The organism is Candidatus Lokiarchaeum ossiferum (assembly GCA_025839675.1).
Classification (GTDB): domain Archaea; phylum Asgardarchaeota; class Lokiarchaeia; order Sigyniarchaeales; family Promethearchaeaceae; genus Lokiarchaeum; species Lokiarchaeum ossiferum.
This window is the reverse complement of record CP104013.1, coordinates 5,446,234-5,466,177: the sequence shown is the minus strand read 5'-3', so window position 1 is coordinate 5,466,177 and position 19,944 is coordinate 5,446,234. Positions and strand designations below refer to the sequence as shown.

The window sequence follows — 19,944 nt, the reverse complement described above, 5'->3', positions numbered from 1 at the left end:
AAAAAAAGATTTGCTTGAGTTCTGACTTATTGATGGAGAAAAAAATGAACTTTCACAAAAAACATTAGCTCGGTTTATATATAGGTACTAATCTGTTGTATTTTCAATTTTCATGTTTTGTGATTTTTATAAAAGTATCCATTCTCCACATGAAAGAAATTGATTTAAACGAAATAGGGGAAGTCCGGAAAAAAAAGGAAAAAATTAACTCACAATGCATTTGGATGAGATGTGAGTTTTTTTCGATTAATTGCATAAATAAAGAAGAGGGAAGTACTTAAAACAAAAACACCTAAAATAATGACCAAGATTTTCCCAATTTCCAGAGAAATTAGAGACACAAAATCAATAATGAGATCCAAATCTTGCAGATATACAATATTCCATCTTAAAAAACTATTATAGGAAGTCAATAACCCATAGAAAACCCCAATAATTATGCCTATTAAAGAACCTAAAAGAAAAATGATAATGGATTCAAAAAGGAGAATTCTATATAACTTTGAAGTTGTCAACCCTCGAGTCATTAGACTCTGGTTTATGATATGATTTTCTTTAAAGAGGAGGATTTGCAAAATTGCAGATTCAATTAAGATAAAAAAACTTGATACAATTAAAAATTTGAAGAAAAAATTATAGAATTTCAATGCGTCTTTATCATTGGGCAACAATTCATAGACAAATTCAAACTTTTGATTAGCATAATACTCGAATGTATTGAAGAGCATAACATTATTCTGAAACATAAAGTTTGTGAATACTAATAGGCTAATAAAACTGGAATATAGAATTAAATTATTGAGCCATTTCTTTTTGCCAATTATTTCCATAGAGATAAGAGTGTCATAATCCTTTACAAAAATATGCGAAATCCACTTAACGACTCGAATAAAAAGAGATGGACTGTCTTGAAATATGAATCTTGAAAAACTTACGGTCATCAATACCATAGAACTCATCAAAATAATTTCAAGCATGAATGGATTTTGTTTAAAAAATGTTGCAGACTGTTTTAAATTATCAGGGATTGGAAAAAAATAGCTATATATTGTGATTGATATGAAAAACAATGGGATGAATACAAGTGCCAAAGTTATCAATCGCTTGACAAAAATCGATTTGATCTTAAAAAGATCAATTTTAGAATCATGATCAGGCCCATAATCATATATAACATCTTCAGAATCCGCTCTACGCAAGTTTTCAGAAATATTTTGAGATTTTTTTCTCTTCATATAAAATAGTTGTTTTATGAAGCACTTACTTCTACTTGTTTTTTGGATTTTATCATAAAGAACCTCGAAACCGTCTGAATTTGCAAATGGAGAATTTAGGGAATGATTTAGCTCATTAAAGTGTTGTTTTTTAATTTTTTTGCGTAAAGGATAATAAATCACTATAGTTTCAAGGCAACATATTACCGCGGATAGAATTAAAGGATTTGCTGAGATATTGGGATATATAATGCCATTGAAAGTCGGATCTAAAAACAAATCACCCATAATGGCATAAAATAAATAGAAAGTGAGATTTCCAAGTAAAACACCAAAAATCCATGATATTGCAATTAAAGAAATAATTTCCATCAATAATTGTCTATTAATATGTTTTAGATCAACCCCTTTGCATCTTAATAGAAAGACTTCCCTTAATCGCTTGTTTTCTAAAGATTTTTGAAAGCTTGAACCTATTAAAATGGAACCTAAGATCATCGGAATACTCATTAAAAAAAGATTTGTGCGAAAATTTTGGATATCAGTCAAATATTTTCCCATTGTGTATTCAACATAACTTCTTATGCTTGAATGAAAAGGTAAATATTTGCCAATGTATCGAATTTGCTGAACTATTTGGGCTGATTCTTGATTTAGTTTTTTGTAATCAATAGTTTCTCGCTGATAAAAAATTACATACGAAGAACCTGTAGCCCCATTAATAAAAAACTCTCCATTCCAATAACGCAAGGTGTAAGCAGGATCATCCTCCATTGATTGGATTAAACTTGCTACTTGATGATTCCAATTGGGTAAAGAAAAATTGGACCAACAAAAAATAATAGGGTTTTCTACCATCTTTTGTTTGTATATACAACCATTCTGAAAATCTTCAAATGTATATGAGTAGTAAAATGTTTCATCATTAAATTTGGTTTCATAATACCGAGGTAAATAAATCCCACATATTGATGCATTTTGAAGAGAGTAATCTATTAAATTTGGAACAACTAAATCTTGTTCAGCTTGCCAAATATTTCCAGTTCGGAAAGTAAAGTTTCGATTTTCACCTACTTTGACCCCATATTTTAAAGCAGTAGTATAATCAATTAAAAATTCTGAATTATTGCGAGGAAATCTCCCATTAAGAATTTTAAAATAATCGTGAAAAGTCTCAGAATGATAGAATTCTGTTTCAAAAAATTCAAATTGTACTCTCGTTGCGTTCATAGATAAGAAATAATCAATTGTTTTTGTTAAATTTGGATGGATTCTTTGTTTGTAATCATTTAGAACGAAATAGCCTCTATCAAACATTATTGCCCCCATTCGATACATACCTTTAATTTTTAATAAAGAATTTTCAACAAGTTCATTGGCTATGACATCATTCTCCCGAAAAATTTCGCAGAATTTCGTATTAGGATAACAACATCGAGTCCCATCCAAATAAAATATGGGATGATCTTGGTAAATCTCTATGTCATTACACATCTTAAATGTCTCAGAAAAATTTGCCTTTTGACTGGCTTCAAAAAAGAAGTTCATTCCCGTAAATAAAGAAATAGTAATCACGATACCTACCAATGATGGTAAATAAATTCGATCTTTGGCTCTAAATAGAGTATTAAAAGTTAACATAATATCACTCCAATCACTTTCTCATGGCCACTATTGTTGGTATTAATAATAATGATTCACATGTTTCTTATATATAATAATTAATGTTAGGCCTTTAAATTTTCACAATATTTGGGATATGAAAATTTTATATCATGAAACAATCAATCTTTCAAAATACTTCGAATAATGGAAGGTTTAAAAAAAATAAAAGCACAATTTCTATTGATGACTACTTCGGAAACCATGAAAAAATACCATGAAAATTCACTTCTTAAGGAAGAATATGAGGTATTAATGGAATTAGAAACATTGCTTGGCGAAAAAATACCCCTTGTTTCAAAATTTAAATACTCCACCTTTGGATATTTTCAAGAAGGAATCCACGTCACCGGCTTAGGACTTTATTCAAAAGGACTTAAAAATCTTCCAGAGAATATTGGAAATTTGGCTCACTTGAAAGCGTTAGTTATTGAATCAAACAAAATTAAAGAAATACCTCCATCCATTGAAAACTGTCAGCAACTCGTTTATTTAGATGTTTCCTCCAATGAATTAGAATATTTACCCCAAAGCATAGGAAACTTGCGAAAATTAGAAACCTTTAAGGCTTACAACAATGTGATGCAAATTTTACCCACATCATTTTCAAAGTTAGCCAGTTTAAAATATCTCGATTTAAAACGCAACCAGTTTAAATCATTACCCGATAATTTTTCAAATCTTTCTAACTTAATCATTCTGAAAATCAGTCAAAATCAACTAACAACATTACCAACGAATTTTCAAGACCTTAGACACCTAAAAGAGTTGGATTTTGAAGAGAATCAAATAACTCACCTACCAAAATCCATTATCGAATTAAAAAAACTTGAAAAGATCTATGGGAGCAATAATGAAATTACCTACCTCCCAAAATTTATTCAAAATCTTAAGAATCTCAAAATATTATCTATGGAAAATAATAAACTCTTAAGTCTACCAAAGCATATCTGCGAATTACCCAATATTGAAGAATTAAATTTGTCACACAATCTCATAGAATATGTCCCACCCAATTTGGAATTGCTTTACGATTTAAAAAGATTCACTTTGAATGGAAATAGAATCGCATCAATTCCAGAGGAACTTAAGGAACACACCAATTTTATTTTGCACCCTCAAAATATTGATTAAAATTTCAGTTTCTTTTGAAAATTGATAGTTTTCATATCAATTGGTGATAGATCAAATTCAATTTTGGAAAAATTGTTTAAAAAATGATTAAAATGTGATATTGATAAAATGGGAACTCCATCTTCTATGTGAAAATGTTGAATTTTATTGGAAACGAGAATAATGGGAAAAATTTGGAAGGATCTAAATTTAGATTGAGGTAAATATTGCAAGTTTTCAAGTAATTTCCCGCATAAAACCCTATCAGTGATTAGATTTAAAGCACGCAATTTTTGATCTACTGCTGCTTTTTTCAAAGCACCCATATTCACAGTACGGGAACTCCAATGTTTTGCATCAATAAATAGAATTTTGCGGTTTTCACGTGCGATAATATCCACTTCGTGGCGTTTTTCATTGATAGTATACCGAAATGTCCGAAAAGCATGAAAACCATAATGATTTAAAGCAGTCACAATGAATTTTTCAAATTCTTGCCAAGAAAATGAATCAATGATTGACTCCATAGAGTACTTCGTGGAAACATATTGAAAACAGTGAAAATAATTCTTAAAGATGCGATTTTCAGGGACAAATCTATAAGTATTATCCATCAATTTTTGAATCATACTTTTTTGAAATTTTATTTGGCTTTGTGAGGAAGTTTGTTTCTTCAATTGAAAGTTACGAGAGTTTTTTTTCGATATTTCATTCTTTTTTTCTTTCGTAGGTGTGTCTAAGAGTGATAAACCCGAATCAAAATTTATAGGATAATTGGAAGGTTTCTCAAACTCGTATAAAAGGTATAGATTCTTAATTAAATCCTTCAATAATCGATCAACATCTGACATATTGATACAAATAAAATAAAATAGAAGGAAATATAATGTGATACATAGATCATTTTCTAGATTGAAATGTTGAGGGGTAATATTGGGAACTGCAATATCGTTAACGAATATAATAAAGGGTTTGATTTTTGCCGTCTTTGAGTATGAAGGTCCCACCCCCGTGGTAACTTTTCCAGAAGACATGTCAGAAATCCATAAGATCAACATTTCAATGAAAACTATTTCACTTCTCATGGGAGAACAAATCTACCAAGAAGGGCAAGTTTTTGATTCCATCAAATATTTCGGTATCTTACCATTTCCAGATTTATGTCTCACCGGATTAACATATTTCTTCCTTATCCACGATAAGGAAGCTCGCGGCCAAGCAAAAGCCTCCACAATTTCAATTCTTGTTGATGAAAATCATGCAGCGTTCTTATATGAGAATATGAAGGATTTATCAATATATTTCTCAGAAACAGCAGATAAAATAACTCATGATAATTATCTAAAAGATTCAAAAGAATTTATGGTGGAACTTTTAGAAAAAGTGGATAAATTTGTTTCAAACGTAAATTCACCGATAAGCAATGCACGAAAATTGAAATTATTATTTACTGGTTTGGATGCGAGCGGAAAGACAAGTTATCTAAGAGCTATTAAGCAACGATATAGTGAACTAACAGGAATAAAGCCCACTAAAGGAATCGAACGTTCCCAAGATCAAATGTTGGGGCAAAGTTTACTCGAATGGGATGTGGGCGGACAGCTAAAATACCGGCAGAATTTTCTGAAACAAGCCGATCTTTATCTCTTCGATACCAATTTATTAAATTTTTTAATTGATATCAGAGATGAAACGCGTTATGTGGAAGCCTTAGAATTTCTCTTTCAAATTTTAAATATATTTCGATCCTTTAAACAACACCCACCAATTGTTGTTAATTTTCACAAAGCTGATCCTGATATCAAAGAAGATCATGAGTTAACAAAAAAAATTGAATTGCTTAAAAATCGAATACTTGAAAATTCCAAGGATTTTCGAGTCAAATTTTTTAACACATCAATCTTTAACGCTTATAGTCTCAATAAGTCTTTTTCAGAAGGGATTTCGCTCATGTCCCCAAATAGGGAGATTTTGCGCGAACAATTGAAATGGTTTGCACAGGAAATTAATGCTCAAGCACTCTTATTAATCAATGAGAATAGTGTAATTCTTTCTGATTTCTCGACAAATAAAGTTTCCAGTCAAGTTTCAGAAATGTCCGCACCTCATTTTCAAAATTTGTTTAAAACATTTTCTGAGTTCCGATTACTTAAACATAATACAGCCACGTGGCAGATGGACAATGATATCATTACTTTCTACAAGCTACCTTTGAATAACATTGATGTCTATCTTTTGTGTTTATTAAGAAATCAAGATACTGAAATTAACAATATAAATCAATTGATGCCAGAATTCAAAAATCGAATCAATTCATTGATTGAAACCTATTTATAATCTATAGTGTTAATAACACTGGGAAGATTAAATTTTTTGGATTAGATGTTTAGGGATCAATTTTGGGTCCGTAGACAATTGTTCAATTAATTCAATAAAACTCGAACAAATATTCATTTCCTTTGAATAAAGTGCGCAAGTTTCAAAGAACCCTACAAAATTTTGATGTTCTAGTTCTTTTTGAGATATAGGAAAATTTGGACGAGAAAATATCTCAAATACATCTTCTTGTTTCAATGAATCGGGAAGATCTTGTTTATTGATTAAAATAAGTACTGGGATATCATGGATAAGTGCGGGACCCAAAGTTTCTTTCAATTCATCAAGAGATTTTAGATTACGGTCTAACATTGATCTTTGCCCGTCAAAAACAAAAGCGATGGCATCAACACCATCGAGAATTTTCTTTCGTAAAGGAGCTAAATTTTCCTGTCCAGCTACTGTGAAAATGTGATAAAAAATATTTGTTTGAATTCTGGATTGAAAAATGCCTCTATCAAAATACAACGTGGCCCCACTAGCTTTCGCAATTTTTGTGACTTGACCGGTGGGTTCGAGATTATAATCCGGATTTTCGAGTGTCTTTCTATGTAAAGTATCAATAATGGTAGTTTTTCCTGTTCCTGCACTTCCATAAAAAACTATCTTCCAAAATAACTCACCAGACATATTTATGCGGACCAAGATTTTACCTCACAGTTAGATTGTTGAATAATTCTATGTTACCTCTTCTTCTTTAAATATTTTTATAATAGGTGGCATAATTTTTTTTCTTCTTACGCTTATTATAAACAATGAGAATGATTACGAGAATTAGCGAGGAAGACGAAACAAGATAAAGGAGATTTCCCAACCCAGAAAAATCATTTACTATGGGTTTTGAAAAATTATAAGCATAAAAGGAAATACTCAAATCAAAATTGAACGCACTTGCGTTACCAATGGGATAAACAAAAGGAAATTCTGGAATACCAGATTGATCGCGGTCAAATATAAGAAGTTCCGGATCAATTCCTTCACCGTAGAAATCTCCGATTGTTGTTATAATATGAACACAATCAATTGAATTAAAATATAATAATGCATTTTCTGCCCCATTTTCATAATTACTGTGCCCCCACGTAGGATCTGCAGAAATCCAACCATACCCCGGGACATAATATTGAACCCAAGCATGACCTGGAATATTTTGATCTGAATAAGAATAAGACCATGTATCCCCCACTTTTATATCATTTTTTGGTTGAGCATTGTTAATATCTCCATCAATCAGAGCAAAACCTAAGACTTTTCGAGCAGGAATACCAGAAGCACGTAATAATGCAACCATTAAAGAAGAAAATTCAGAACAATCCCCTTTCATCGATTTTAAGGCGTTTTTTGCTCCGATGGGATCATCTAAAAGAACATAGGTCATTTCCGAACACAAATAGAGAAATATTTTTTGAGCAATAGAAACCAAAGAGGTTTCGCTACCTTTCAATTCTTCTGCTTTTGAGATAATAGATGTATCGTTTGCTTCACAATAAGGTTGAGAAGATGTATAAAATTGATATAATGAAGAAGATGTGTTATAGTCATTTAACTTTATAGATTCTGGAATATTCCATGAATAAGATTGAAGTGTCATATTTGAAAGATATTCAAGATGAAATGAATTTAAAAACTCTTGATTTTCCATTTCTTGTTCATAATAGTCATAAGAATTATTATAAATATCAAAAGCATCAAAACTATGAACAGAATATTCTGCAGAACTTCGATTATTGAAAATAACGTTTTCTTGAAAACTAATAGAATCTTCAGAATCATTTGAAGTCCAAGAATTGATAACTACATTCCAAAGTTTAAAAATGGAAGGATTAGTTGTGGAATAATCAATTGAGTAATTCATTTTTAAATTTAAGGAATCATTGGGCACATCATCTCTTTGAAATAATGCATTCCCGACATCTAAATTATTAGTAGTAAGAAATAGGGGCAAAATGAATAATAAAATAGAAGTAAGAGCATGAATTTTTTTTTTCTGCACAATATTTCAATAAAAATATTACTAAATTAATCTTTGGGGTGATTTTGCTTTCAAACGGAAGATTATGTAGAAAATTAGTACGTTTCATTTATTATATGATAAAATTTTAGTGTAATGATCTCTTTCATAACATATGACCACAGAATTACCTTCCTTTTCTCGAAAGGAATTACAATCCGCAGGATTAAATATGACAGTCGCTCAGAAGAATGACTTGTGCATAGATAAACGACGAAAAAGCTGTTTTGAAGAAAATGTTACAATTTTGAAATCTTTAGAAATAAAAATGCCTAAAGGTTTTAAAGGCATAATGGTATCGAAGAAAGAAACAAAATCACCAGCAAACAAGAAGATTGAGCAACCTAAGAAGAAAGTTATCAAAAAAGAAGAGCCGATAAAAAAAGTGCAAGATACACCAAAAAAGATCGAAGTTGCTACCCCTTCTGTAGAAGTTCCTACAATGAAAAACAAAAAGGCTGAAATTATTGACTACATTTTATCCCAAAAGATTTCCCAAGAAACTGAAGCATCTCTTACCAAGCTGAAGAAAGCAGATCTTTTGGCAATGTTAAAATAAAGTTTTTAATTCCTTTGATTCCCAAGGCTTTCCATTTCAGATCAATTTTTTTTTTCAAATTTTGCTATTTTTTTAATAATAATTCTAAAGCCAAGCATTTTTAGGACAGTAGATAAAAATAAATATGTTGACTAATAAAAATGGCTAAAGAAACTTGGAAATATCTTAATGAAAATACACGTATTCAAATAAATCGAATATCAAATTTATTTTCAACAGCAAATGTTCTCGAAGAAGGAGATAAAACAAAGGGACTCATAAATTTTTCTTCTATCAAAAGTGCGGATGAGGTTTGGGGACCTGAAGCGAAAGTGCAAATTTCTTGGGAAGAAGTTGAACCAGCCCAATACCATCAAGGGTTAAAAGTTAAAGAAACAATCAGAATGTTTGGAGAAATTGAAGTAATCGCCACGAAAAAAGAAAATAAATGGCATTTGAGCCATGAAATGACAATTTGGTGGGGAAATCGACAGCAAGTAATGCATCGAAGATTTTATGGATCAAAAATAATGCACGGGATCATTTTCTGCGAATTAACCCATCGTCTTTTTGAAATTCATGCTATTTGTTTGGGTAATGTCTTTCCTACTTATGAAAAAACAATACTAGATATAATGGACTCCCTTCAATGCCATGGTTCCTAAAAACCCCCATGAATAATTTTTTCAAAATTTTTGTCCATTTTTAACGGAAACGCCAAATTAAATAAAAAAATCCGGCGGCAATTCCAGCTGCAATTATCAAATTTAACCAAAAACCGAAAGTGAGTTTTGTTCCCGAATTTCTTTTAGAACGTGTTTTTCCCGCTTTAATAGTCGTTCCACATTCTTGACAAAACCCTTCAGTACTTCTAAGCTCAGCTCCACAGTTTGTACATTTAGACATAATAAGTGATCAATGATGCGATCGTAAATATGTTCTCAAAATAGAAAAATGAATTATTGAGGAATAATCCCAATGAAGTAGAAGTTTGTTTTTTGATTATTATTTCCCATGACCCCTTTTTGAAGACGGTAAAATTTTCGGACTAATTGACTAAATTCAGTAGATCTATAAAGGTGATAAAATCTTTTAATGGTCAAATTTTGGCCTTTCTGTGAAATAGTCCAAGGAATCATTATATCCCCGATTTCATGATCTAAATCTCCATTCATGGCCATTTTAAGCTGAGAAATGAAAGCGTCAAGAAATCTTTTCTGATAAAAACGCCAAACGGTTATACAAACAAGAGAATTGGGTAAACCTATTCGATTAATTTCATCGATTACTTTCTTTCGATTTGATATTCCCTTGACATGATGAAGAGCTGCAATTGAACAAATACCATCAAATTTCTGCTCACGGAAGGGTAAATTGTCCATATGGGCTTGAATTTTCAATGAATTTGTGGAATTTTTTTGAAGCATTTCTCTTGATTGATCTAAATCAATAAGCCGAGAACAAAACTGAAGGAAATAATTGGAATGCCTTCCTGATCCAGCGCCAAGATCAATAAAAAGACAATGATTTCTGGCTATCGAATGATAAAAATTTTGATGCCAAATAGGCACACATTTATCTAGAAGTATTACAAGGGGTTTCCAAGGCTTTTGACGTTTTCGTGCCCAATCCGATGCTATTTTATCAAACATTTTCATCCACAGTAAATTCCAAAAACTCAAATTTTGGGATAGGTTAGTATAAGTATATTTATGAAGAATGATAAAACTTACCATTTTGAATGTATAAAGTGCGGAAAATGTTGTTCGGACAAAAATACAATAGTAAATCTTACCTATACCGACATTTTACGGATGGAATATGAGAAAAAATACACTCTTTCAGATTTTCTCAACTTTGTTGGATTTTATATGTTTGAAGAAGATCCCACTGAGCAACAATTAAAGCAAATGGTTGTCCCACCAATTCAAACAGAAAATGGGGGCGCTTTTTTGGGATTACGAAAACAAGAAGATGGAAGATGTATTTTTCTAAATAAGCATAATAAATGTAAAATCTATAAAGCCCGACCCTCAATTTGTCGAACTTTTCCATTTAATTTTCATTCTATAGCGGATAAAAGTGGCAAAAAGAAAATTGATATTCACATGCGATATACAGAAAAATCTTTAGAATATTGCCCTGGTATAAGTGATAATTCTCCGGAAATTATTGCTGAACCTTGGTTAAAGGATGGACAACAAGCAGTGAAGGAAATTCTTTCGGAACATGTTCTCATAAAGAAGTGGAACACCGCGGTTAAAGAAGGAAAAATAACAGCTTCTGCAGAAAATTATCTCAGAATCATCCTAAATATGACCGATAAGCAAAAAGAGCCCTCAAAAAAGCCCGTATCAGAAACTGCAAAAAAATCCTATCAATCACGATTGAAAAAAAAGCTTCAACAGCATATATCAGAGAAAAAAAAATAAAACTATATTTTAATCAGAATCGACAATATCGATCAATTTTTTGATTACTTTTTCCCCAATCTCTTGAATTTTTGAAGCAACTGCATCATTATGACCTTCTACTGTAAGGCGCATAATAGGAGTTGTTCCAGATTTTCGAATTAAAATCCATCCACTATTGAACCGAATGTGTAATCCATCAACATAAGTTTCTTGAAAAGATGAAAAACCCGAATTTTCTAACAGGGGGATCAATTCATCCCTGATATTTTTATAATTCTCCAAAGAAAAGATTTGATCGTGTTTTAAATGCAATTCTCCTTTGCTATATGAAAATTCGGGAATTTCTTCTAATAATTCGCTAATTTTCACATCATATTTTCCTAAATATTTCAATAAAAGCACAATTGCCATTAACGTATCGGGGCCGTTATGTCCCGAAAATTCAGGCTGGATATACACTCCACAATTTTCGCCTCCCATAAACCCATGATGCTCATTCATCGTTAAGGATACGTTGATATCACCCACTTTAGTTCTGTATACTTTAACACCTAAAGGTTCCAATACATGCTCTATTACACCTGAAGAGTTTACAGGAGTCGCAACAGATAAATTGATACGTTTTGTGGGATCAGGATATTTATCTTTCACATATTCACGAGCTAAAAAGGTAAGTACACGAATGGGTTCAATTATTAGCCCAGTTTCATCAACGAATACAACACGATCCGCATCACCATCGAAAGCAATGCCTAAATCAATTTCGTGAGACGTTGCTACAAAATGTCTTAAGTATTTTAAGTTTTTCTCGCTCGGTTCTGAATATCGTCCAGGAAAGGTCCCATCAGGCTGAGAATTCAACGTAATGTATTTCAAACCCATCCGGTTAAGTAACATGGGCCCAATATGCGATCCAGAACCATTACCTGGATCTACAAGAACTTTTATATTACGAGTTGCTTTGAACTTAGTCTTTTTGAGAATTTTTTTAACATGAGTTTCATTGATCCGCTGAACCTCAGAGACGGACCCTTGTTCATACCAAGCCTTTGACATAAAGCTGCGATCTTGATAAATTTTTTCAATGGATTGCTCTTCCTCAGGAGATAAACCTAACCCCCCCGGGCCGAATAATTTTACACCAATATATTGAGGAGGATTATGGGATGCTGTGATCATAACACCAAGATCAGCCCGTAAGAAGTCAATGGACATACATAATGTTGGAGTAGTTACCATTCCAATTGTGAAAACTTTACACCCCGAACTCATTAATCCACTCACTAAAGCATATTCAATCGCTTTGGATGTAGTTCGCACATCTCGGCCAATAATGACTTCACGCTTACCTTGCATATCTAAGAAAGTACCTAACGCAAGCCCAAGTCTAACTGCCATTGATGGAGTAAAAGTTTTTTCAGATTTATCATAACTTGAATAAATTTTCCTTATTCCACATGTTCCAAACATAGTTTTCACTTATAGATTTCTAAATAAATTTACTTTGAATGTTGTAATAAATGAAGAATATAAGAAAAAACTTTGGAAGCAATATCTTATGGTACAAAAATGAATAAAATAATGAAGGACCCGAGTAATATAATTGGCGTTAAATAAGTCATTGATGAGTGCATTTCGACTTTAATTTTTTCATCATTTTTACTAGTCCCAATTAAGCACTCTGTAATAATTTTCCCGATTATTAATAGAAGTGCTATAAAGAATCCACCAATTATCCCAAATGAAAGCCAAGAAAATACAGAAATCTGAGGAAAATCTTCTAAAAACAGAATCAATAATTCTTGGATTAACTGATAACCAGATAAATATGGAGAAAAGAAGAAAAGGGGAAGGATACACAAGAATATTGCATGAAATGTATTGGTTTTGAATAAACGGGATACATTTTTGAGATAGAAATTGTCAAAAAGTGGGAAGATTGGAGTTAATGTTTCGTAAATTAAAGCTTTTCCAATAATACTAATCAAAAATAGATTAAAAATAAGGGTATTTTTTAGCATTATTATATCCAAATTAATGGGAATTAAATGGAGACCAATTAAAAGGTAAACAAAATATTCTAAACTGGAAAAATTTCCAAATAACAGATAAATCCATCGTTTTTCATGGACATTTTTTTTGAATACTTGATAAATAATATTAAGAAGAAAATATACTCCAGAAACCGCGGCCAACAAAACGCCGATGATATACAGGTTTGATTGGGAAAAAGAAAAAATTGAGAACAATCGCAAACTAATAAAGGCTAATGCAGGAACAAATATTGTTGAATATAGCCATAGATTCATAAAATTCGATTCGAGGTAGTATTGTTTGAGATGACCATTCAAAATAGGGAAAAATCCACAATTTAATCCTACGCCCAGAATTATTCCAAGGAAAATTATTATTTGGGAGGTTTGGGAGAAAGTAGTATATAAAACGATTAAACTCAAGATATTGAGTGTCCCCGCAATAAAATAAAGAAAACCCAAAGTACTGAACAAAATAATGGTTGATATAATCATAATTTGCTTATACATACGAATAGTGTTCAAGTTTTTTTTGTAAGTCCCAAAAAAGAATAAATAATAGATACAGACTTGAGTCCAAAGTAAGAACATACCCAATATTGCAAGATTCAAAGTAGAAATCATCCCAAGGATTCCAATTGCAAACATTAAGAATATAAAATTAAATTGTGATTGAGAATGAAAAACTTGCATCGGGTTTTTTCCAGTTATATAGAATAAAATTTCTACAAACAAGAACATTTCGGCAATCCAATAAGTGAGAGGAGAACTGGAAACGGATAAATTGTTCTCATTCAATATCAGAGAATTATCAGTTAAAATGAAGACAAGATTTAATGTATTGGCACAAAATGCCAGAATAAGAGAAATAAGTGTTGAAAGATACCCCTTCTGTAATTTTTTACGATCTGGAATTGCCAATATAAGCCCAATACAGAGAATAATTAAGGGTGAATTTAATAAAAGATATGAATTCATGATTCAAGGCCCTCCGGATTATTTACTCTCAGTTCTGGAGGCACTTCAAATTTCTCCCAAACTTGCGGTTTTTTATCCACAAATAAAATATCTTCATCTATAATGAATAATTGTTGCAATCGAGAATCATTAAAAATAGAATAAAGTAGTCCAACAGATAATGCTATCAGAATCCACAAAAATGGAAAATTAATTAGAGTAAAAGCCCAGATCACCAGAATTAAAGAGATTACTTTTCCAGCAAGGGATCTGTTCATTTTTGGAATTGAAAAATAGGCAACCAATAGGAATATTATTGCTAAGCTGAAATAAATATATGTGAATAGTGTGAAACTTTGAAATTGGGTTCTGATATCCGAGATCATTTCTTCTCTATTGACTATTCTCTTTTATGGTATTAAAGATTTTTCACAAAATTATTTAACTCTTTGACTGAAATTTTTAGCGATTGTCCTCCAAATTGGGTACAATTTAAAGACCCCAAAACTGTGGCATATTCCAAGCATTTTTTTAAAGAAAAATCACTGAGATATCCAAAGAGAAATCCCGCATTAAAAGCATCACCAGCACCAGTAGAATCTTTAACATCGACGCTTAATGCAGCACTAACATACGCAATATTAGAATCAAACACTTTTGCACCAATTCGACCTTGTTTAAGCGCGATAACATCTGCATTGAAGTAAGAACGAAGAATGCACATATTATTTTGCAATAAAGTGATATTTTTCTGCCATTTTTCGAATGAAATTGGATTTTCGCCTAGCAGTGTAGATAGCTTATTGAATTCTTCATGATTTCCAAATAAAATATGTATTTTCTTTCTTTGCAGAACATTTATCATTATTTTTTTAAATTCGGCAATATCATGAGAGCTTGTTTCATCAAAATTGTGAATTAAACCTGAAATATCACAAGAAAGAATTTCATTCAACTTTTTTAAAATAATTGAAAGATTTTGAAGGTCTCCTTTGTAATGAACTAGTGGATTTTCCCCCATTTCTTGAAAATCCAAGGATTGTAGATATTTTTTTAATGCTGCTGAATTTGACTTCAACCGAGCTATTCTTCGTTCACCATTTATATCAACATAAATTTGATTTGAACCAGATCTCCCAACAATTTTTTCAATATATTTTAGGTTAAAACCCTTTTTCTCAAGCTGAGAATTAATAAAATCTCCTTCTGAATCCGTTCCAACTATCCCAACTAAAAAAACGGAGAATTTATCCTTTTCCATCAAGGTATTTAAAAAAAAAGCAGTATTACATGCACTACCTCCTAAAAAGATGTGATTTTCAGAATCGATTTGATAATTATCTTGATTTATAGATCCGATGCAGTAAATTTTCTTCAATTTCTCAACCTACAATGAGTTCGAACTGCAATAAATTAAAAAAAAGTGCTTATTTCAATTCCAACTTTATTGGACAGTGATCGGACCCAATTACATCAGATAAAATAGAGCTCTGACTAATTTTTGGCATAAATTCGGCATTTACTACAAAATAATCAAGACGCCAGCCGATATTTCTTGCCCGAGCATCATTTCGATAAGACCACCAAGTATAATGTCCTCCTTCAGATTCAAACTCTCGAAAACTATCAATATATCCAAGATCCAACAATTCTGTAAAAGAATTGCGTTCTTCAATAGTAAAACCAGCGTTTTTCTTATTTGATTTGGGATTAGTTAGATCGATTTCCTTGTGGGCAACATTTAAATCACCACAAAGAATAACATTTTTTTCTTTTTGGAGGTTTTCCATAAAAGCATATAATTTTTGATTATAATCGAGTTTAAAATCAAGACGGGGCAGTCCCCTACCGGCGTTAGGAATATAAGCATTGATTAGATAGAAATTGTCAAATTCTAAAGTTAATAAACGACCTTCAGTATCAAATTCATCGATCCCCATCCCAAATTGAACCGTTAAAGGTTCTACATTAGTTAAAACCATAGTTCCACTATATCCTTTCCGTTCTGCTTGATTCCAGTACATCTGATATCCTTCAGGTGCTTGAAAGGATTTATCGATGGTTTTTTCTGAAACTTTGATTTCCTGTAAGCAATAAATCTCAGCTTTTTCGGATTCAATGAATTTAAAAAACCCTTTTTTGATAGATGAGTTTATACCGTTTACGTTCCAAGAAATAATTTTCATAGTTATTTTACATTAAAATCCAAATAATATATAACCTTTTACCAATCATGAAGAAAATTGAAGGTTTAATTTAAAATGAAAGAAGAAGAGATTTGGTTCGTACGAATAGATGAAAAAAATGACAATATACATCTGACTGAAGAAATATATAAAAATCACTTGCAATATCTCACTCAAATTACATCTGAAATAAAATTAATAGGAGGAGGATTTCAAAATGTACCTGGAGGTATGATTCTATTCCAAACTGCAAATTTAAATGAAGCAAGGAAGATAAGTGAATCAGATCCCCTAATTGTGACCAAAGCCTATAAGTACAAACTTTATGAGTGGAAATTAAAAATTGTTTCGAATAAAGCAAATTGTTAAAGGATCAATATTTGTTTTTTTTTATTCTCAAACATTAGAAGCATCAGTGAAAAAATAATGGTAAAAGTACTTTTAATAGGAAATGGAGCACGTGAACATGTTATGGCAGAAGCCTTGATAAAAGGAGGCGCCACAATTTGTGCATTTATGAGCAAAAAAAATCCTGCTATCGCACGACTATGCAATGATGAGATAATCATCGACAATCTTAGTAATTTTTCAGCAATGATAGACTATGCCAAGTTAAATAAAGTCGATTTTGCAATTGTTGGTCCCGAAGCCCCACTAGTTATTGGCGTTGCCAATGCTCTACAAGCTCAAGATATCCCAACGGTTGGTCCAACTATCGAATGTGCTCAATTGGAAGGATCCAAAATTTTCATGCGTTCCCTTTTGGAAAAATACAAAATCGAATCTAACATCATGTTTAAACAATTCAAAGATATGGACGAAATTAAAGACTTTGTCCATAAAATTGGAAAAGAAAATGTTGTTGTAAAACCGGATGGCTTGACTGGCGGAAAAGGTGTTAAGGTATGGGGAGATCACTTACATTCTGAAGAAGATATTTACACATATTGTAATGAAATATTTGATGAAAATGGAAGAGTTATCATCGAAGAAAAACTTGATGGGGAAGAATTTACTTACATCTGTTTCGTAGATGGGAAAAATGTAGTGGGAACTCCCCTAGTCCAAGATAATAAACGAGCCTACAACGGAGATGAAGGCCCAAATACGGGAGGAATGGGATCCTATTCCATGGGTGACAATTTACTTCCATTCGTGAGCAAAGAGGATGTATCCTATGCAAATGATCAAATGCATAAAGTAGTTGCAGCCATTGCTGAAGAAACTAAACAGGAATATAAAGGTATTCTTTACGGTCAATTCATGAAAACTCAAAAAGGGCTAAAAATTGTTGAATTTAACATCCGATTCGGTGATCCAGAAGCAATGAACATTCTAACGATTATGAAATCAAATTTTGTCACCGTTTGTCAGGATATTTTGGCAGGCACACTTCTGAAACCTTTAGAATTTGAACAAAAAGCCACGGTTTGCAAATACTTGGTACCTGAAGGATATCCAGTTAACCCAGTTTCCCACTCCGAAATTATTGTTGATAAGGAGGCATTAGAAAAAATAGGGGCAAAATTATATTATGCTTCTGTGAGTGAAGAAAATGGAAAAGTTTATTCATCCACATCAAGGGCTATAGGAATAATAGGAATTGCCAATACTTTAAGTGAAGCTGAAAAAATTGCTGAGGAAGGAACTAAGTTTGTCTCAGGCGCGTTGTTTCATCGAACTGATATCGGGACTCAAGAAGTTTTGGATAAAAGAATTCAACATATGGAAAATGTCTTGAAAGAATAAACATAAAGAATAAAAGATCAAGAAATATGTCATATCCATTCAAAAAATGCGAATTAAGAGTCTCTCCACCTATTTCCCTTTTTTTCCATTACTTTTGGGAAATTTAGGTTATCGTATGATAAGAATTCTACCATCAAAAAACGTAATCCTGTATTGAAAAGTCTGACCAATTTTGTTCATTTTTCTGAATTTTGAAGGAACTTTTTTATTGGTCAATACCCACATAAGAACTAATAGATGTTATTTTCGGATAAAACTAAAAAAAAAAAGTGTCCAGAGTGCAATTATATCGCATATTCTCCTTATCCAATTTATTGTCCAAATTGCAAATGCGCATTCGATTCAAGTGTTTTAGTAGAGGAAAATGAAAAAAAAGAAGGGAATTTCACAACTTCAACAGAAAATAGTGCGTCATTATTCAACATTTCCATTCACCAGAGTGATTGTTCGAACCGGAAAAACAAGATCTCGACAAAAAAACCAGTATTTAATACACTTCTTCCTCCAACAGCATCTGAGATGAAGAAAGCTGATGATTTGACTAGAAATCTCAAGATAAACACAAAAAAAGGAGTTATCTTTTCAAATCAAGCGTACCAACCTAATGAAAATGTAGGTAATATTGCTATTTCCAAATCAAAAATCTCAGATTCTGATCACCGGGTGCGGGTCAAGGCAAAAACAAAGTTTAAAGCTGATCTCAGCCAAGACAAAATTTTTTTGGGAAATCATGGGGAATTCATGAAATTTATGGGGATAATAACCAAAGAACGCCAAAATCTCTTTTCATCAAATTCAAAATATGAATATTTTTTGGAATTGGGGTCCAATTTAGATTATATTGCAACATCTATTTTAAGTGGGGAGTTGGATCGCATGTTATTAGCACCTCCAAAAGGTGGAGCTGAAGAAATTTGTTACTATTTGGGAAGCCCCCAACTACTATTCATGATATTTGGTAATTTTCAAGATAAAAAAGCGGCTTGGTTGCTAAATCAGATGAAAGTGGCATTTCATGAACTTTTGCAATCAAGAGACCCATCAATACTATCAAAAATTGAATTGTACAAGTTAACTCAGAATTTTGAAAAGCGAGTATTGTATATGTTGGAAGAATATGTGAAGTTCGATGATATCTTTTCACCAAATACTCTCCAATCGGTTGATGATTTCTTGCGAATAGATTATTTTGGGCTAAGTTATCAATCAATCGGAGTCATTTCAAGTTTGATCTCCAGTCATCTAGAAATCACTGGGTTGCCACCCATTGATCTTGATGATCCTGATGCGGAGGAAAATTTAATAGAGTTAAAAGAAGCGCTTATCACCGCTAAAATCGAAGCAATTGCGGCGAATACAATAGCCAATACAACACTTATGCCTCACTGGATTTCAGTTAAATTAGGATTTCAGAGATATAGATTTATACTATTTTCTGAGGTCAAAGGTTACTACATTTCATTTTTAGCAGAAGGGAATTTAGAGCTAAAAGAAACCAAATTGTACGGTATAAAGAGAATTTTGGAGAATTTAACTGAAAAACCTTTCATTGGGGTATTATCCGAATTTCAAGAGAAAATCCCTTCAATCAAAAGCTTTCTTCAAAAAAAATGAACGTCCTACTGAATTGTTAAATTCAATACTGTAAAAAAAAAACCTATAAAGGTTAGGAAACAAAATAAGGGTTAGAA

General features: G+C 31.8%; 19 protein-coding genes. 8 read left to right on the top strand and 11 right to left on the bottom strand.

Going from position 1 to position 19,944, the window contains the following annotated elements; all coding sequences use genetic code 11:
• Window positions 1–209 precede the first annotated feature (209 nt).
• Window positions 210–2,855, bottom strand: a complete 2,646-nt coding sequence (locus tag NEF87_RS23335; protein WP_457917722.1) for an FtsX-like permease family protein — start codon at window positions 2,853–2,855, stop codon at window positions 210–212.
• A gap of 207 nt (window positions 2,856–3,062) precedes the next feature.
• On the opposite strand from NEF87_RS23335, the gene NEF87_RS23330 reads away from it, so the two are divergent.
• Window positions 3,063–4,010, top strand: coding sequence for a leucine-rich repeat domain-containing protein (locus NEF87_RS23330; RefSeq protein ID WP_457917721.1), 948 nt, complete (start codon window positions 3,063–3,065; stop codon window positions 4,008–4,010).
• Here the strand turns inward: NEF87_RS23330 and NEF87_RS23325 are convergent.
• Complete coding sequence (locus NEF87_RS23325; RefSeq protein ID WP_457917720.1) at window positions 4,007–5,023, bottom strand: restriction endonuclease; 1,017 nt, start codon at window positions 5,021–5,023, stop codon at window positions 4,007–4,009. The two genes, NEF87_RS23330 and NEF87_RS23325, sit on opposite strands and share 4 nt — an antisense overlap.
• Here NEF87_RS23325 and NEF87_RS23320 point away from each other — a divergent pair.
• Window positions 5,001–6,326, top strand: a complete 1,326-nt coding sequence (locus NEF87_RS23320; protein WP_457917719.1) for an ADP-ribosylation factor-like protein — start codon at window positions 5,001–5,003, stop codon at window positions 6,324–6,326. The two genes, NEF87_RS23325 and NEF87_RS23320, sit on opposite strands and share 23 nt — an antisense overlap.
• A 27-nt stretch (window positions 6,327–6,353) precedes the next feature.
• On the opposite strand, the gene NEF87_RS23315 is transcribed toward NEF87_RS23320, so the two are convergent.
• Both NEF87_RS23315 and NEF87_RS23310 read right to left on the bottom strand, forming a co-directional pair.
• Window positions 6,354–7,010 carry an ADP-ribosylation factor-like protein gene (locus NEF87_RS23315; RefSeq protein ID WP_371803928.1) on the bottom strand — a complete coding sequence of 219 codons (657 nt, stop codon included), beginning with the start codon at window positions 7,008–7,010 and terminating at the stop codon, window positions 6,354–6,356.
• A 52-nt stretch (window positions 7,011–7,062) separates the two neighbouring features.
• On the bottom strand, window positions 7,063–8,358 hold the full coding sequence (locus NEF87_RS23310) for a transglutaminase-like domain-containing protein (protein ID WP_371803927.1): 1,296 nt from the start codon (window positions 8,356–8,358) through the stop codon (window positions 7,063–7,065).
• Between the two features lie 133 nt (window positions 8,359–8,491).
• Between NEF87_RS23310 and NEF87_RS23305 the strand changes: the two genes are divergently transcribed.
• Complete coding sequence (locus tag NEF87_RS23305; protein WP_457917718.1) at window positions 8,492–8,935, top strand: hypothetical protein; 444 nt, start codon at window positions 8,492–8,494, stop codon at window positions 8,933–8,935.
• A 140-nt stretch (window positions 8,936–9,075) separates the two neighbouring features.
• Window positions 9,076–9,579, top strand: coding sequence for a hypothetical protein (locus NEF87_RS23300; RefSeq protein ID WP_457917717.1), 504 nt, complete (start codon window positions 9,076–9,078; stop codon window positions 9,577–9,579).
• A 40-nt stretch (window positions 9,580–9,619) separates the two neighbouring features.
• On the opposite strand, the gene NEF87_RS23295 is transcribed toward NEF87_RS23300, so the two are convergent.
• Entirely contained in the window at window positions 9,620–9,820 is a 201-nt protein-coding gene (locus NEF87_RS23295; RefSeq protein ID WP_457917716.1) for a zinc-ribbon domain-containing protein, read from the bottom strand.
• 53 nt (window positions 9,821–9,873) lie between these two features.
• Window positions 9,874–10,566: a class I SAM-dependent methyltransferase gene (locus NEF87_RS23290; protein WP_457917715.1), complete on the bottom strand. Its 693-nt coding sequence runs from the start codon at window positions 10,564–10,566 to the stop codon at window positions 9,874–9,876.
• A 60-nt stretch (window positions 10,567–10,626) separates the two neighbouring features.
• On the opposite strand from NEF87_RS23290, the gene NEF87_RS23285 reads away from it, so the two are divergent.
• Window positions 10,627–11,346 (top strand): YkgJ family cysteine cluster protein, encoded by a 720-nt coding sequence (locus tag NEF87_RS23285; RefSeq protein ID WP_457917714.1) that lies wholly within the window; start codon window positions 10,627–10,629, stop codon window positions 11,344–11,346.
• Between the two features lie 9 nt (window positions 11,347–11,355).
• On the opposite strand, the gene NEF87_RS23280 is transcribed toward NEF87_RS23285, so the two are convergent.
• The 5 genes from NEF87_RS23280 to NEF87_RS23260 form a co-directional block, all read right to left on the bottom strand.
• Entirely contained in the window at window positions 11,356–12,798 is a 1,443-nt protein-coding gene (locus NEF87_RS23280) for a phosphoglucosamine mutase (protein ID WP_371803921.1), read from the bottom strand.
• Window positions 12,799–12,884: 86 nt separating this feature from the next.
• Window positions 12,885–14,339 (bottom strand): hypothetical protein, encoded by a 1,455-nt coding sequence (locus NEF87_RS23275; protein WP_457917713.1) that lies wholly within the window; start codon window positions 14,337–14,339, stop codon window positions 12,885–12,887.
• Window positions 14,336–14,704, bottom strand: a complete 369-nt coding sequence (locus NEF87_RS23270) for a hypothetical protein (RefSeq protein WP_371803919.1) — start codon at window positions 14,702–14,704, stop codon at window positions 14,336–14,338. Before NEF87_RS23270 ends, NEF87_RS23275 begins: the two co-directional genes overlap by 4 nt.
• A gap of 32 nt (window positions 14,705–14,736) precedes the next feature.
• Window positions 14,737–15,696: a carbohydrate kinase family protein gene (locus tag NEF87_RS23265; protein ID WP_457917712.1), complete on the bottom strand. Its 960-nt coding sequence runs from the start codon at window positions 15,694–15,696 to the stop codon at window positions 14,737–14,739.
• A 49-nt stretch (window positions 15,697–15,745) separates the two neighbouring features.
• Window positions 15,746–16,504, bottom strand: a complete 759-nt coding sequence (locus NEF87_RS23260; RefSeq protein ID WP_371803917.1) for an exodeoxyribonuclease III — start codon at window positions 16,502–16,504, stop codon at window positions 15,746–15,748.
• A gap of 75 nt (window positions 16,505–16,579) precedes the next feature.
• On the opposite strand from NEF87_RS23260, the gene NEF87_RS23255 reads away from it, so the two are divergent.
• The 3 genes from NEF87_RS23255 (at window position 16,580) to NEF87_RS23245 (ending at window position 19,867) form a co-directional block, all read left to right on the top strand.
• Window positions 16,580–16,873: a YciI family protein gene (locus NEF87_RS23255; protein ID WP_371803916.1), complete on the top strand. Its 294-nt coding sequence runs from the start codon at window positions 16,580–16,582 to the stop codon at window positions 16,871–16,873.
• A 57-nt stretch (window positions 16,874–16,930) separates the two neighbouring features.
• Window positions 16,931–18,253 (top strand): phosphoribosylamine--glycine ligase, encoded by a 1,323-nt coding sequence (gene purD, locus NEF87_RS23250; RefSeq protein ID WP_457917711.1) that lies wholly within the window; start codon window positions 16,931–16,933, stop codon window positions 18,251–18,253.
• Between the two features lie 237 nt (window positions 18,254–18,490).
• Entirely contained in the window at window positions 18,491–19,867 is a 1,377-nt protein-coding gene (locus tag NEF87_RS23245) for a hypothetical protein (RefSeq protein ID WP_457917710.1), read from the top strand.
• The last annotated feature ends 77 nt before the right edge of the window (window positions 19,868–19,944 follow it).